This is a genomic window from Salmonirosea aquatica (assembly GCF_009296315.1).
Classification (GTDB): domain Bacteria; phylum Bacteroidota; class Bacteroidia; order Cytophagales; family Spirosomataceae; genus Salmonirosea; species Salmonirosea aquatica.
Genome location: NZ_WHLY01000002.1, coordinates 4890960 through 4905297, shown reverse-complemented (window position 1 = coordinate 4905297; position 14338 = coordinate 4890960). Strand labels below are relative to the sequence as shown.

The following is a 14338-nucleotide window of genomic DNA, read 5'->3' as shown; positions in this document are numbered from 1 at the left end:
ATCAAAAGGGGGTAGTAATCGAGGTATTCGGGTTAATGGTCGAATAAGAAGGGCTTTTCGTGGTTTAATCCCGCGAAAAGTTTGCAATCATCCGTTGACTTTGTGGAGATTTGGGAAAAAGTCGGAGTCCTGAAGCCGGTAGGGCCCCTGAAATCCAAGTTTCCGGCAACACTTCCAGGTACCGCTGATTTCGGTGCATTCTTATATGTCAACCTTGCAGCAACGTTCCCGTATTGTCCTCCTGCACCTCTCTTTTTGGGCGGTTTACTTCTCTTTTTTCTTTTATCAGGTCACTTATGCGCGCCGAAACGAAGAGATCGTGCTCTGGCGCAGCCTGCTGGATGCTACCACGCATGTCCTTATTATGGCCGGCATTGCCTACCTGAATTACTTTTACCTGCTACCCCGTTTCTTGAAACACAAGCAGTTTGGACGCTATATTCTGGAAATCCTGCCCCCGCTGGTATTGACTGTCGTTTTCCATATCTACATCAAACGGCTCATCTACGCCGGTATGCCCGGACGGGGAGGGTTTCTCTACTCCGACAAATTCATTATTCAGCACACGTCCAGTGTCATTTTCATCGTCATATTTATCGGGATGCTGCGATTCGCCGAGGACTGGTTTCAGCTGGAAGCCCGGAAGAAAGAAATAGAAAACGAAAAGCTGACCGCCGAACTGCGGTTCCTGAAAGCGCAGATCAACCCGCATTTTCTGTTCAATACCCTCAACAACCTGTACTACCTGGCCTTCACGCAGTCACCCAATACCACCGTGGTGATCGACAAGCTGTCGCAGATGATGCGGTATATGATCTACGATTCCAACCATCCGAAGGTACCCCTCAAGAAGGAGATCGAGTACATGGAAAACTACATCAGCCTCGAACAGTTGCGGCTCGACAACCAGGTACCCATCACCCTGGAGGTAAGCGGTAACACGGCACCGGTGATGATCGAACCCTTCCTATTCATAACATTTCTGGAAAATGCCTTCAAACATGGGGTGAGCAATAATGCCGAAAATTCCTGGGTAAAGGCAAGGATTGAGGTGGCTGAGCGTCAATGTACCTATACGGTCGAAAACAGCGTTCTTCCCCCCAAAGAAAACCACGAAGGGAAATCGGGCATCGGCCTGCAAAACCTGCAACGCCGGCTACAACTCAGCTACCCTGACCGCCATACGCTGGAAATAAAGGAAACCCCCGAGATGTACCACGTCGAACTCACCCTGGAATTGTCATGAGCTACACCTGCCTGATTGTGGACGACGAACCTTTCGCCCGGAAACTCATGGAACAGTACGTAGCCAAAGTCCCCGAGCTCACTCTAGTCCAATCCTGTTCGAGCCCGTTGACGGCGATCGAGGTACTGCGCCAGAATCCGATCGATATCATGTTTCTCGACATCAACATGCCCGAAATCACCGGACTGTCGCTGCTAAAGGTACTTCAAAAAAAGCCGCTGGTGGTGCTGACGACCGCCTACTCGGAATACGCCCTCGAAGGCTACGAGCTCGATGTGGCCGACTACCTGCTCAAGCCCATCACGCTGGAACGCTTCCTCAAATCCGTTGAAAAAGTGCTGGGGCGGCTTCGTAGCGCGCCTTCCGCGGCGGGGTTGATCCCACCGGATGTACCCCAGGTACCCAACGCATCGAATGCATATATTTTTGTGAAGGATGGTACCCGGCTGGTAAAGATTCAGCTGCGGGACATTCTGTACATCGAAGGGCTTAAAGACTACGTGGGAATCTATACCAAAGATAAGAAAATCGTCACGCTGCAAACCATGAAGGCTTTGGAAACGCAGCTTCCCGAGAATCAGTTTATCCGCATCCACAATTCTTTCATCGTAGCCTTCGCGGCCATCGATGCCATTGACCGGGAGAAAGTACAGATCGGTAAGGCCTTTTTGCCCGTAAGCGACACCTACAAAAAATCATTCAAGGAATTTATTGAAAAACATCAGGTAGGGGGATAGGAATAGGGTAAACATTTTCGTTTAACGTCTTATTGTTTATTAGCCTGAAAGACGTACAAAATCGGACCTTTCAGATCCCCATTCATTACTATATAAACCAACCACCCAATGAATCGCAGAGAAGCCGTTCAAAGAATCAGTTTGCTCATGGGAGGGGCGCTCTCCGCCCCGGCTATGGCGGGCATCCTCGGGCAAAAAACCAACCTGGGCGAAAGCGTACAGGTGACCGCGCAGCAGGAAGCCCTGCTCGCCGAGGTAGCCGACGTCATCATCCCAACCACCTCCACGCCCGGAGCTAAGGCCGCCGGAGCCGAGAAATTCATCGTCCGCGTGATGCGCGACTGCTACCCGATGGAGGATCAGAAGAAATTCTACGCAGGACTGGCCAAACTGGACAGCGATAGTCAGGCTGCGTACGGCAAAGGCTTTGTAGCCCTGAGCAACGATCAGAAAATCGACATGGTCAAAAAGCTCACCACTACCGATCAGGCCTTTTTCCGCCGCCTGAAAGAGCTGGCCGTTACGGGGTACTTTACCTCCGAAATCGGCGCCAGCCAGGCTTTGGAATACGTGGAGGTACCCGGCCGGCTGGAAGCCTGCATTCCCTACAAAAAAGGTCAGAAAGCCTGGGCAATCTGACCTTCTAACCGTGATTCATCATACAATCCATTACTCTATCTTACGATGTCTTATCTAAACATTGACGCCCAGAAAGAAATGACCTACGATGCCATCGTGATTGGCTCGGGGGTATCCGGCGGCTGGGCCACCAAAGAACTGACCGAAAAAGGTCTGAAAGTACTCATGCTCGAGCGCGGCAGGCAGCTCGAACATGTGACCGGTTACGAAAACGCCACCAAAGCTCCCTGGGAGCTGCAATACAATGGCAAGCTGACCGAAGAGCAGAAGGAAACCCACCCCAAGCTGTCGCGTGACTACCCGTACAACGAGATGACCGAGAAGTACTGGATGAAGGACACCGACGCGAACTACAAAGAAGAAAAGCGGTTCGACTGGTTCAGGCCCAACATCGTGGGCGGCAAGTCCATCATGTGGGGACGGCAATGCTACCGCCTGTCGGACATCGACTTCGAAGCCAACGCCAAAGAAGGCATCGCCGTCGACTGGCCCATTCGCTACAAGGATATTGCCCCCTGGTACTCCTACGTAGAAAAGCACGCGGGCATCTCGGGCGAAAAGCTGGGCCTACCCCAACTCCCCGACAGTGATTTCCTGCCCCCGATGGAGATGTTCTGCGTGGAAAAAGAAGTCCGCAAGCGGATCGAGAAAAATTTCCCCGGCCGGAATATGACCATTGGCCGCGTGGCCAACCTCTCCGAAGCCCGTAAGGAGCAGCTCGGCGTGGGTCGCGCCCCGTGCCAGTACCGCAACAAATGCTCGTTGGGCTGTCCCTACGGGGCGTATTTCAGTACGCAGTCATGTACCCTGCCACCGGCCGCTAAAACGGGCAACCTGACCCTGCGTCCCGATTCGATGGTGACCAACCTCATCTACGATGAAAACGCCAAGCGCGCCACGGGTGTGCGCGTGGTGGATGCCGTGACGCTGGAAGAGCGCATCTACAATGCCAAACTCATCTTTGTGAACGGCAGTACCCTGGGCTCCACCATGATCATGCTCAATTCCAAATCCAACCGTTTTCCCAACGGCATGGGCAACGATTCGGGACAACTGGGCCATAACCTGATGGACCACCACTTCCGCACCGGTGCCAATGGCGATTGGGAAGGTGACCTGGACAAATACTACTACGGCCGCCGGGCTAATGGCATTTATATTCCGCGCTATCGCAACATCGGCAACGACAAGCGTGACTACCTGCGGGGCTTTGGGTACCAGGGACGCGGCAGCCGCGAAGACTGGAAGCGGGGCATTGCAGAATTGAGTTTCGGTGCCGACTTCAAGGAAGAAATGACCGAGCCGGGCAACTGGCAGATGGGCATCGGGGCATTTGGTGAAACCCTACCCTACTACGAAAACCAGATGTACCTGCACCCCACCGAGAAGGACAAGTGGGGCATGCCGCTGGCCGTATTTGATGCCGATTTGCGGGAGAATGAGAAAAAAATGCGGGTAGATATGGCCAACGATGCCGCCGAAATGCTGGAAAGTGCAGGCCTGAAAAACGTAAAAACCTACGACCGGGGCTCCTACCTGGGCATGGCGATACACGAAATGGGTACCGCCCGCATGGGCCGTGATCCGAAGACGTCGGTGCTCAATGGCAACAATCAGGTACACGCCGTGCCCAACGTCTTCATGACCGACGGCGCTTGTATGACTTCCGCCTCCTGCGTGAATCCCTCGCTTACCTACATGGCTCTGACGGCCCGCGCCGCCGACTTTGCGGTGAAGGAAATGAAGAAGAAGAATATCTAGATTGGCAGTCGGCTTTCGGCGACCAGCCTCTTTTAAATAGTGAAGGCTGCAAAAACACAAGTGTAATTCCCGTGTCTTTGCAGCCTTTGTCATTATTCTAATTCGCAGTTAGCGGATTGCTACTTCAACTGATACGCCACTACGGTATTCTTAAAGAACGTGGGTACGTATACGATTTTCTTCGCAGCGTCGTAGCCGATGTCGGCCGTATTGCTTTTGGCGTCTTTCGTGTCGAGTAGTTTTTGGGTGGTACCATCAGGCTTCACGTGATATACCTCACCCGCCCAGCATGATACCAGGTACTCACCCGGGCCTACCTCACTGATGCCATCGGTACTTTTATCCATTCCTTCGGCCAGGGTCGTTACGTTTTTCTGTGCATCCAGCTTCTGAAGCTTGCCGCTTTCGGTATAGAGCAGCCCATCGCTTATCGCCAGTACGCCGTTCGGATTGTCGATTCCCTCGTGGTAGGTACCTACCTGTCCGTCTTTGTAGGTATGGATTTTTCCGGCATTCTTGTCCGAAAAATAAATGGTACCGTTTCCGTCCACAGTGACGTCATTCAATCCCTCGGCGCCATCGACGGCAATCTTCTTCGCTATTTTCCCGGTAGCTAAGTCTATCTGCACAAGTTCCGTGAGGTCCGTCACGTAGAGCTGCCCGCCCGTGATGGCCATGCCTTTGGGAGCGCTTAGGCCGGTGACCCAGTTGGCGTCGATGATCTTGCCGTCGGTACCTACCTTGGCAATGCCGCCCTTACCGTCCTTATCGCCTCCCTGCCCATCGATGAGCGATACATACAGCATATTGTTCGCATCATCCAGCAAAACGGATTCGGGAGTCCGGAGGGTTGTGTCGGTAGCCCATACCTGCTCCAGAGTCATGGTAGCTACGGCGGTGGTGTCCTGGCCGGTGCCTTCTTCTTTTTTGGAAGAATCACAGGCGGCAAAAATCGCCAGCGATGCCAGCAAAACAAGAGGTTTGGTATTCATGAATTCAGGTGGTTTTGGTTGATGGAAAATGATTTGAAAAGACCAGGTTACCAAAGTAGAAAATAGTGTTTTTCTAATCTGATTATCCGCATTTTTAATAAATTGACCTATATTCGTCAGTACGACATTCCCTGGTTAAACTCCCTCACCCATGCGCTTCTCTCCCACTCTGCTGCTGGCCCTTACTTTCCTCCCGCCTACCCTTTTGGCGCAGTCGCTGGACGTGCTGATCAAAAACGGCCGCATCATTGACGGAACCGGAAACTCGTGGTTTTACGGGGACGTAGGGATAAAAGACGGCAAAATTAAGACCATCGGAAAACAGATTCAGGAAGAGGCCCGGCAGATCATCGACGCCAAAGGGCTGGTGGTGACGCCCGGCTTTATCGACGTACACGCGCACATCGAAGGTGCCGAAGCCGTCACCCCGACGGCCGATAATTTCATCTACGACGGCGTCACGACTGTCGTAACAGGCAACTGCGGGGGCTCCAATCTGGATATGGGGCGTTACTTTGCCCAGATGGATTCGCTCAAAACCTCCATCAATATTGCTTCCTTGATCGGTCATAACACCGTGCGCCGGGCCGTGATGGGCGAAGCCCAGCGCGACCCTACTCCCGCCGAACTGGTCCAAATGGAAGCGCTGGTCGAAAAAGCCATGCGAGAAGGAGCCGTAGGTATCTCGACCGGGCTCATCTACGTGCCGGGTACCTACTCCAAAACGCCCGAAGTGCTGGCCCTCTCCAAAGCAGCGGCCCGACAGGGGGGTACCTATGCCTCGCACATCCGCGATGAGGGCGATGACGTAGCCGAGGCCGTCAATGAAGCCATTTCCATCGGGCGGGAGGCCAACATGCCCGTTGAGATTTCACATTTCAAAGTCACCTACAAACCTAACTGGGGCCGCTCGGCCGAAACGCTGGCGCTGGTGGAAAAAGCCCGTCGGGAAGGACTGGACGTAACCGTGGATCAGTACCCCTACGTGGCCAGCAGCACCACGCTCGATACCACCGTACCGACCTGGGCATTCAGTGGTGGGCGCGACTCCCTGCACGCCCGGCTCAGCGATCCGGCTATTCGTCAGCAGATTAAAAAGGAAATGACGAACAATCTGAAAAAGAAAAAACTCAAAAGCTTCGACTATGCACTCGTGGCCCGCTACGCGCCGGATACCACCTACAATGGCAAAACTATCAGCCAGATCAACCTACTCAAAGGCCGCAAAGCCAAAGCCAGCGATGAAGTGGAGACCATTCTGGACATGGTAACGGCCACCAACCGTACCCAGATGGTATACTTCAGCATGGATGAAAAAGACCTGGTACGCATCATGCAGTACCCCTTCAATATGTTTGCCTCCGATGCCGGCATTGCACGCTTTGGCGCCGGCATGCCGCACCCGCGCGCTTATGGTACCAATGCCAGGGTCCTGGGCCGGTATGTTCGTGACCAGAAAGTGATCCGCCTTGAGGAAGCCATCCGCCGCATGACCTCGCTACCCGCCCAGAAGTTCAACCTCCGCGACCGCGGCCTGCTCTTGCCCGGCATGGCCGCTGACCTTGTCATATTCGACGAAGCTACCGTATCCGATGCGGCGGAGTTTGCCCAACCCCACGCCTATTCAGTAGGGTTCAAGTATGTCCTCGTGAATGGAGCCTTGACGGTCGATGAGGGGAAGCATACAGGTGTGAGGAATGGGTCAACGTTAAAAAAGCAATAAGCGAACAGCTGTTTATTGTATTCCCACCATTATCAACTCCCAGGTTAAATGGAAAAAGTAGTAATCTTTGGAGGTACAGGTTTTATAGGACAAAGTCTTGCCAATCATTGTATTAAGAAAGGAATTCATCCCATCGTGGTTGCCCGGCATAAACCGAAAGGACCCATACAATATGATTTCAGAAGTTGGGATTCCATTTCGATTGGGGAATGGGTAAGTGAACTATCAAATTCCAAAGCACTGGTAAATCTGACAGGCAAGACCGTAGATTGTATCAAAACTCCTGATAATTGTGATTTGATTCTTAGATCGAGAGTGGATTCTACCAGAATCATTGGAAAAGCCCTCACTCTGGTTGACAATCCCCCAAAAATATGGATACAGATGTCGACCGCCCATATTTATGGAGATCCACCCGAGCAAGTATGTACAGAATCTTCATCAACTGGCTATGGCTTGGCTCCATTTGTTGGAAAGGCCTGGGAAAAAGCTTTCAAAGAATCAATCCCTGGCGATACAAGAGGAGTTATCCTCCGAACTAGTTTTGTAATCGGGAAAAATGGGGGCGCACTGGCTAGTTTGCAAAAAATAGTCCGACTTGGTTTGGGAGGTACCGTAGGGCATGGCCGCCAAGGAATGAGCTGGATACACGAGGATGATATGAATGAGATCATATACCAGGCGATCATGAATGAGTCGTATAAAGGCATCTATATTTCAAGCGCGCCCAGTCCTGTATCCAATGAAGAATTCATGCGGTTGATGCGAAAGAAAATGCATATTCCCATTGGGGTACCTGCGCCGGAATTCATAACCCGAATCGGGGCAAAATTCATATTCAATACCGACCCGGAGTTGGTACTTTATGGAAGGTATGTGAAATCCGAAAGGATTGAGCAAGAAGGATTCAAATTCAGGTACCCTACCTTGGAGCAGGCATTGGACGATCTTATCGTTCGCTAGTTCTAATCTGTGCTTCTCCAGCCCCTTGTAAAGCTGGATGTTACGAACCAATCAGCGTCGGGAGTGAACTTGGTAATCAGGCCATAAAACGCTAGATTTGATCGTTAGACTTTGACAAAAACGCATAGCATCATGTCCGTTTCAGAAGAAATCCAGGAAAAAGCCAGTCAGCTACCACCGGAGCTCCAGGCCGAGGTGCTGGACTTTATCCAATTTCTGGCTTTTAAAAAAGCTAAAAGCCAAACTACCAGCCAGGAATCGTTTGCCCGTTTACCCAATAAGTTTGGAGCAGGAAAAGGTTTGATCACCTATATGGCCGAAGATTTCGACGCACCGCTCGATGATCTAAAAGATTACATGTTCTGATGCGGCTACTGCTCGATACCCACATTCTTATATGGTATATCATGGGCGATGAAACTTTGCCTATGAGCTGGCGTGAGCAAATTCAATCACACCGTAATCAAAAATTCGTAAGCATTGCGTCTCTCTGGGAGATTGCTATTAAGACCAACATCGGCAAGCTTACTATCATCTATCCGCTCGACCAATTAATTCCGGCCGAGTTTGAGCTACTTCCTATTGCCACTTCGCATCTATTGGCTTATCAGCAACTTCCCTTGCATCATCGCGATCCCTTTGACAGAATTTTGATCGCTCAGGCCCAAACCGATGGTTTTACAATCATGACCAAAGACTCCAATTTTGCGCTTTACGATGTGGATTTGCTGGCTTGAAAGTTATATAGTTTGATTTACGTAAGGGTACCTTGGGTGGTGGGTCATCGGTATATACGAGCCAAAAACCAATTTGGAAGTGGAAATCAACATACTGCAACCCAGCGATGGGCGAGACTTTCAGGCTCTACTCCGAATCTTCGAGAAGGTTTTCGAATGGCAGAACGTCAAACCACCCCAGATAGGGTACCTTGAAAAAATAATGGGCAATCCCAATTTCAAGGTTTTCGTGGCCAGACAGGAGAGCACCGTGATCGGTGGCCTGACCGTCCATATTCTTGAAAACTACGAAGTGGGTTTACCCTCGGCTTATGTATACGACCTGGCGGTGGCTACGGAATATCAGCGTAAGGGGGTAGGTAAAAAGCTGATGGCCGCAGTAATGGAGTATGGCCGTCAGAATGGATTCAGGGAAGTGTTCGTGCAGGCAGAAGCAGACGACGATCAGGCTGTCGATTTCTATCGCTCCACGCCCGTGAGCGGTGAATTACAGGCTACCCACTTTTTTTATATCTTAAATCCGGAAAGCAAGCCCAATTAGATAACTCCCATCGCTAGGCCAGGCGTGCCGGAGCAGAAGCCTCACTTCATTCAACCTTCAAGCTCAACCGACCTCAGCTCATGCTAAGCACATTGAAAAAACTCAGGTTCAAGAACGATGGTATTGTTCTGAATGCGCCGAAAACCATCGAGGAGGAATTCCTGAAACTCGGCTTGAAGTCCGGCTTTGATAAAGAGTCAAAAAGTACCGATACTCTGGTTTTTGTCAACAACAACCAGGAATATGTGAGCTTCCTTGAAAGCGATTTGGATACTATCGAACCAGACAGCGTGCTATGGTTTGCGTATCCCAAAGGTACCTCAAAGCTAAAAACCGACATCAACCGCGATACCCTCCGGGCCACCGGCGAAGAATATGGTATCACGACCGTAGCCGCTATTTCCATTGACGACACGTGGAGTGCGCTGCGTTTCAGGCCAGTGGATAAAGTTGGCAAATAAGGTACCCTGCCCAGCTAGCGGGCGTATCAGCTCATTGACCAAAGGTGCCCCGTAGTGCCGCCCGCGCGGCATTGTACCCACACATGCCGTGTACGCCTCCACCGGGCGGTGTAGATGACGAACAGATGTATAGATTCGGGTCCGACGTTTGGTAGGGATTGAAACTCACAATCGGCCGGGTCAGGAATTGTCGCCAATCCATGTTTCCGCCGTTGATATCGCCGCCGATGCAATTCGGATTCCAGTGCTCGACCTGCGCCGTATTCAGGGTGCTTCGCGCCAGAATAGTATCCTGAAATCCCGGCGCAAAGCGCTCGACCTGACGCTCGATGCGTTCGGTCATATCGACCAGCGAGCCATTGGGAACGTGGCAGTAAGCCCAGGCCGTGTGTTTTCCCGCCGGACTCCGGCTCGAATCGAACCGGCTCGGCTGCGCCAGTAGCACAAACGGTTTCTCGGGCAGGTACCCATCGGCGGTCATTTGCTCGGCCTGTCGGATTTCTTCCAGCGAGCCACCGATATGTACCGTTCCGGCCCTTTGGCACTCAGCATTCAAAAAAGGAATCGGTCGGTTCAAAGCCCAGTCGACCTTGAAGACCCCGGGGCCGTAGCGGTAGTTTTCCAATCGTTTCCGATAAATACCAGAAAACCGGTCTCCGGCAATGCGTAGAATCTGGCGGGGCGTCAGGTCAAAAAGGATGGCTTTTGCCTTAGGAAGCTCGCTCAAATCATTCACCTGGCGATTCAGTTCTATGCGGCCCCCGAGTGATTTGAAATACGATCCCAGCGCATTGGCAATGCTTTGAGTACCTCCCTGGGCCACGGGCCAACCCTGGTGGTGTCCCGCAGCCATCAGTACCAGAGCAATCGCAGCGGTAGTGGCGCTGGTGAGGGGTTGAAACGAATGGGCCGCCATACCCGCCAGCATTGCCCTGGCCTCGGCGGTCTTGAAACGTCGGGCCAGGATCGTAGCGGGCAACAGTCCTTTTATGCCAAATTGCACAAAATCGACCGGATGCCGTGGCCACTGCAAAGGACTCAACAGATCGTGGGCCAGGCCGGGCCACTGCCGCACCAATGGCCCGAGCAAACCTTCATAGGTACCCCCATCCCGGCCCAGGGTACGGGCCGTGTCGCTTACCGAGCCAACCAGCGTGGCTACAGCGCCGGTATCGAACGGATGGGCCAGGGCCACCGGAGGAAAAATGAATTCAAGCCCGTGCTGGTGTAACGGCAGGCTTTGAAAAAAGGGCGAACTGACGGCCAGCGGTACCACCGCCGCGCCCACATCATGAATAAATCCGGGCAGTGTAAGCGATTCGGAACGCGCACTCCCCCCCAGGGTACCCGCCCGCTCGACGATCAACACCGAAAGTCCGGCCCGAGCCAGTACGATTCCCGCCGACAGACCGTTGGGCCCTGCACCTACCACTAGGGCATCATATGTTACGGCCATTGGCCTATGGTTTTAATATACAGGGACTACCTCATCGCTTCTTCAATTTCCCCGACAGGTACCCCTTGTCGAGCCACCGATTGCCTTTTTACTCTTTAAAAGAAGAGAACATGTCAGCAGCATCGGGCTGGAATTTAGAAAGTTTGTCAGTCAATTGCCACCACCGGGTAATTTTAACCGCCCTGCACACGGAATTTTACCCCAAAGAACGCTATTTTGCAAAGTCTGGCTGAACAGCGACCCGAACCGATCCTCCTCCGCATGGCTTTAAACTACATTTTTGTTTTCTTCTTTCTCATCGCGTTTGTCATCGCGCTGATCAAATTCATTTTCCTGGGCGACACGCTTACCTTCAAACTCGTGGTGGAGGGCATGCTCGATATGGCCGAAGTGGCCGTGATGGACATTGCTCTGCCGCTGGCGGGTGTTATGACTTTCTTTCTGGGTATTCTGAATGTGGGTGAGAAAGCCGGGGCCATCAACGTGCTGGCGCGGGTCATCGGCCCTTTTTTCAATAAACTGTTTCCCGAAGTACCCCGCGATCACCCCGCGAACGGCGAGATGATCATGAATTTTGCTGCCAATATGATCGGCCTCGACAACGCCGCCACACCTTTCGGACTGAAAGCGATGCAGAGTCTGCAAACCCTCAATCCCGATCCCGACACGGCCTCCAATGCGCAGATCATGTTCCTGGTCCTGCATACCTCGGGCTTGCAGATCATTCCGTTGAGCATCATTGCCCAGCGCGCCATTCTGGGAGCCGAAAGTCCTTCCGACGTGTTCATTCCGTGCGTGGTGGGTACCTACGTCACCACGGTGGTGAGTATGCTGATTACGGCGGCCTGGCAACGGCTCAACCTGTTCAACCGCACGGTGATGTTCGGCCTGGGCGGATTGACGCTGTTCATCGCGCTGGGACTTTATTTTCTCGCGCAACTTCCCAAGGAACAGATCGAGGCGGTATCGGTCGTCGTGGGGAACGCCATCCTGCTGCTCATCGTTGCGTCGTTTCTTTTGGGGGGATTGTACAAGAAAGTGAATGTATTCGATGCGTTCATCGAGGGGGCCAAGGGGGGCTTCAGTACGTCGGTAGTCATCATACCCTACCTCGTGGGGATGCTGGTGGCGATTGCCGCGTTCCGGGCTTGTGGGGCGATGGATTATATGGTTGATGGCTTCAAGTACCTCTTTTCGTTTGCCAATTTCAATACCGAGTTTACCGATGCTTTGCCCGTAGCCCTGATGAAACCTCTCAGCGGCAGCGGTGCCCGTGCCCTGATGATCGACGCCATGAAGGAGTTCGGGCCGGATTCGTTCATCGGGCGGCTGGTGTGTATTTTTCAGGGCTCGGCGGATACTACGCTTTATATCATCGCCTTATACTTTGGTTCGGTGGGGATTAAGAATACCCGCTACGCCATCGTCGCCGGACTCATCGCCGATTTTGTCGGGGTGCTGGCCGGGATTTGGCTGGGGTACCTCTTTTTTCATTGATTAACGCTGACCGCGTTTCAGCACCGGCATCTTTCCCATTTTTATATTTCAAAAGCTTTTTCATTCAAAAAGACGGGCCGTATCCCATTTACATCCTATGCCTGAACCTATCTCCAACGAAATTCGCCCGCAGATCAACGCCTTCGACGTAGGCATGATTGTCATCAGCCTCGTCATCGGCGTGGGCATTTTCCGCACGCCCGTCATCGTGGCGCGGCAGGCGGGCTCGCCCGAAATCTTCTTTTCGGCTTGGGTCGTGGGCGGCATCGTCAGCATGATCGGTGCGCTGGTCTTTGCCGAAATCGGGTCGCGGCACCACTTTCCGGGCGGATTTTATAAGCTCATTTCCACGGCCTTCCACCCGCTCTACGCCTTCATGATCAACTGGGTACTGGTGCTCACCTACGGGCGGGCATGGCCGGCGTGGCGCTGCTGGGATCGGAGTACATCAATCCACTGCTGCCGGAGGTACTGCACAGCCGCCGGGGCATACAGGGGACCGCCATCGTCACGCTGCTGCTTTTTTATGTCATCAATTTGCTGGGCATCCGGGCCGGCTCGCGCACCCAAAACCTATTGAGCGGTTCCAAAATTATCATGATGCTGGTACTTTGCCTGGGCATTTTCTCGACCGGCTCGTCCGACACTGGCCCTTATTCCGTCATTATCCCGCCCATGCCGGGTACCTCCTGGTTTACGGCCTTCGGGGCCAGCCTGATCGCCGTGTTTTATACCTACGGCGGCTACCAGCAAACGCTCAACTTCGGGGCCGACATCAAAGATCCCGTGCGCAACACGCCGCGGGGTATTTTCATCGGCATGGGCCTGGTGCTGGGCCTGTACCTGACGATCAACTTTGCCTACTACCGGGCGCTGGGCTTCGTGGGGCTCCAAAGCTCCAACCTCATCGCCGCCGACCTGGCGCGGGTACTTTTCGGGCCGTGGGGCGAAATCTTTTTCTCGCTGGCCATTTTTATGTCGGTGCTGGGGTTCATCAATGCCACCATGCTGTCGGTACCTCGTGTGTATTACGCCATGGCCGACGACAATATTCTGCCCGCTTCTTTTAAGAGAATCAACCCCAAAACCCAGACGCAGGAGTTTGCCCTCACTTTTCTGGTGGTGACGGCCATCGGCTCGCTGTGGTGGCTCGATACCTTCGAGAAAATCGTGAACTACGTGATGTCCATCGACAGCCTCGCCATCGCCAGTGCCGCCGCCACGCTGTTTGTGTTTAGGCGGCGGGCAGGTACCTCCGACCCGCACCGGGGTTTCAAAATCTGGGGGTACCCCTGGCTGCCCGCCTTCTTTGTGCTGTTTCTGCTGGTGGTAGCGGCCAATGTGATTATAACCGATCCCTCTTCGGCTTTGATTGGGTGGCTGCTGTTTCTGGGAGGCGCGCCGTTGTATTGGGTGCTGCGGCGGGGGAAGTAGGAAAATGTTACAGTTGGCTACGCGTAAGGTCTGTGGACATAAAGAAAACGTTGAAGAGAAAGTGTGGGACAAAAGATGGAAGGTCTATAATGACGAAAACTCCAAGTAAATAAGTTGGATGTAATTATAAATTATTAGTAATATATTGTAA

At 52.8% G+C, this 14338-nt stretch carries 15 protein-coding genes; 13 read left to right on the top strand and 2 right to left on the bottom strand.

Features of this window, described 5'->3' with window-relative positions:
• The first annotated feature begins 205 nt into the window (after positions 1-205).
• The 4 genes from GBK04_RS21400 (at position 206) to GBK04_RS21385 (ending at position 4383) form a co-directional block, all read left to right on the top strand.
• Complete coding sequence (locus GBK04_RS21400; protein ID WP_152763213.1) at positions 206-1246, top strand: sensor histidine kinase; 1041 nt, start codon at positions 206-208, stop codon at positions 1244-1246.
• Positions 1243-1983 carry a LytR/AlgR family response regulator transcription factor gene (locus GBK04_RS21395; RefSeq protein WP_152763211.1) on the top strand — a complete coding sequence of 247 codons (741 nt, stop codon included), beginning with the start codon at positions 1243-1245 and terminating at the stop codon, positions 1981-1983. Before GBK04_RS21400 ends, GBK04_RS21395 begins: the two co-directional genes overlap by 4 nt.
• Positions 1984-2091: 108 nt before the next feature.
• A complete protein-coding gene (locus tag GBK04_RS21390; RefSeq protein WP_152763210.1) occupies positions 2092-2622 on the top strand; it encodes a gluconate 2-dehydrogenase subunit 3 family protein in 531 nt (176 codons plus the stop codon).
• A 45-nt stretch (positions 2623-2667) separates the two neighbouring features.
• The gene (locus tag GBK04_RS21385; RefSeq protein WP_152763209.1) at positions 2668-4383 is read left to right on the top strand and encodes a GMC oxidoreductase; all 1716 of its coding nucleotides are present in this window, start codon (positions 2668-2670) and stop codon (positions 4381-4383) included.
• Positions 4384-4502: 119 nt separating this feature from the next.
• Here GBK04_RS21385 and GBK04_RS21380 read toward each other — a convergent pair whose 3' ends face one another.
• On the bottom strand, positions 4503-5375 hold the full coding sequence (locus tag GBK04_RS21380) for an SMP-30/gluconolactonase/LRE family protein (RefSeq protein ID WP_152763208.1): 873 nt from the start codon (positions 5373-5375) through the stop codon (positions 4503-4505).
• 151 nt (positions 5376-5526) lie between these two features.
• On the opposite strand from GBK04_RS21380, the gene GBK04_RS21375 reads away from it, so the two are divergent.
• The 6 genes from GBK04_RS21375 (at position 5527) to GBK04_RS21350 (ending at position 9800) form a co-directional block, all read left to right on the top strand.
• A complete protein-coding gene (locus tag GBK04_RS21375; protein WP_152763207.1) occupies positions 5527-7098 on the top strand; it encodes an N-acyl-D-amino-acid deacylase family protein in 1572 nt (523 codons plus the stop codon).
• A 48-nt stretch (positions 7099-7146) separates the two neighbouring features.
• Positions 7147-8061, top strand: a complete 915-nt coding sequence (locus GBK04_RS21370) for a TIGR01777 family oxidoreductase (protein ID WP_152763206.1) — start codon at positions 7147-7149, stop codon at positions 8059-8061.
• Between the two features lie 132 nt (positions 8062-8193).
• A complete protein-coding gene (vapB, locus tag GBK04_RS21365; RefSeq protein ID WP_152763205.1) occupies positions 8194-8427 on the top strand; it encodes a type II toxin-antitoxin system VapB family antitoxin in 234 nt (77 codons plus the stop codon).
• A complete protein-coding gene (locus GBK04_RS21360) occupies positions 8427-8798 on the top strand; it encodes a type II toxin-antitoxin system VapC family toxin (protein ID WP_152763203.1) in 372 nt (123 codons plus the stop codon). The genes vapB and GBK04_RS21360 overlap by 1 nt, the downstream gene beginning before the upstream one ends.
• A gap of 79 nt (positions 8799-8877) precedes the next feature.
• On the top strand, positions 8878-9339 hold the full coding sequence (locus tag GBK04_RS21355; protein ID WP_373331192.1) for a GNAT family N-acetyltransferase: 462 nt from the start codon (positions 8878-8880) through the stop codon (positions 9337-9339).
• Positions 9340-9419: 80 nt separating this feature from the next.
• Entirely contained in the window at positions 9420-9800 is a 381-nt protein-coding gene (locus GBK04_RS21350; protein WP_152763199.1) for a hypothetical protein, read from the top strand.
• A 31-nt stretch (positions 9801-9831) separates the two neighbouring features.
• Here GBK04_RS21350 and GBK04_RS21345 read toward each other — a convergent pair whose 3' ends face one another.
• Positions 9832-11256 carry a phytoene desaturase family protein gene (locus GBK04_RS21345; RefSeq protein ID WP_152763197.1) on the bottom strand — a complete coding sequence of 475 codons (1425 nt, stop codon included), beginning with the start codon at positions 11254-11256 and terminating at the stop codon, positions 9832-9834.
• 261 nt (positions 11257-11517) lie between these two features.
• Between GBK04_RS21345 and GBK04_RS21340 the strand changes: the two genes are divergently transcribed.
• The 3 genes from GBK04_RS21340 to GBK04_RS21330 all read left to right on the top strand — a co-directional run bounded on the left by GBK04_RS21340 (position 11518) and on the right by GBK04_RS21330 (position 14187).
• A complete protein-coding gene (locus tag GBK04_RS21340; RefSeq protein ID WP_152763195.1) occupies positions 11518-12753 on the top strand; it encodes a spore maturation protein in 1236 nt (411 codons plus the stop codon).
• 97 nt (positions 12754-12850) lie between these two features.
• Entirely contained in the window at positions 12851-13333 is a 483-nt protein-coding gene (locus GBK04_RS21335) for an amino acid permease (protein WP_152763193.1), read from the top strand.
• A complete protein-coding gene (locus GBK04_RS21330) occupies positions 13225-14187 on the top strand; it encodes an APC family permease (protein ID WP_373331474.1) in 963 nt (320 codons plus the stop codon). Before GBK04_RS21335 ends, GBK04_RS21330 begins: the two co-directional genes overlap by 109 nt.
• The last annotated feature ends 151 nt before the right edge of the window (positions 14188-14338 follow it).

Bases quoted from the DNA above. Each gene is read 5' to 3' on its own strand.
- GBK04_RS21400 (WP_152763213.1), top strand. From the start codon at position 206: ATGTCAACCTTGCAGCAACGTTCCCGTATTGTCCTCCTGCACCTCTCT.
- GBK04_RS21395 (WP_152763211.1), top strand. From the start codon at position 1,243: ATGAGCTACACCTGCCTGATTGTGGACGACGAACCTTTCGCCCGGAAA.
- GBK04_RS21390 (WP_152763210.1), top strand. From the start codon at position 2,092: ATGAATCGCAGAGAAGCCGTTCAAAGAATCAGTTTGCTCATGGGAGGG.
- GBK04_RS21385 (WP_152763209.1), top strand. From the start codon at position 2,668: ATGTCTTATCTAAACATTGACGCCCAGAAAGAAATGACCTACGATGCC.
- GBK04_RS21380 (WP_152763208.1), bottom strand. From the start codon at position 5,375: ATGAATACCAAACCTCTTGTTTTGCTGGCATCGCTGGCGATTTTTGCC.
- GBK04_RS21375 (WP_152763207.1), top strand. From the start codon at position 5,527: ATGCGCTTCTCTCCCACTCTGCTGCTGGCCCTTACTTTCCTCCCGCCT.
- GBK04_RS21370 (WP_152763206.1), top strand. From the start codon at position 7,147: ATGGAAAAAGTAGTAATCTTTGGAGGTACAGGTTTTATAGGACAAAGT.
- vapB (WP_152763205.1), top strand. From the start codon at position 8,194: ATGTCCGTTTCAGAAGAAATCCAGGAAAAAGCCAGTCAGCTACCACCG.
- GBK04_RS21360 (WP_152763203.1), top strand. From the start codon at position 8,427: ATGCGGCTACTGCTCGATACCCACATTCTTATATGGTATATCATGGGC.
- GBK04_RS21350 (WP_152763199.1), top strand. From the start codon at position 9,420: ATGCTAAGCACATTGAAAAAACTCAGGTTCAAGAACGATGGTATTGTT.
- GBK04_RS21345 (WP_152763197.1), bottom strand. From the start codon at position 11,256: ATGGCCGTAACATATGATGCCCTAGTGGTAGGTGCAGGGCCCAACGGT.
- GBK04_RS21340 (WP_152763195.1), top strand. From the start codon at position 11,518: ATGGCTTTAAACTACATTTTTGTTTTCTTCTTTCTCATCGCGTTTGTC.
- GBK04_RS21335 (WP_152763193.1), top strand. From the start codon at position 12,851: ATGCCTGAACCTATCTCCAACGAAATTCGCCCGCAGATCAACGCCTTC.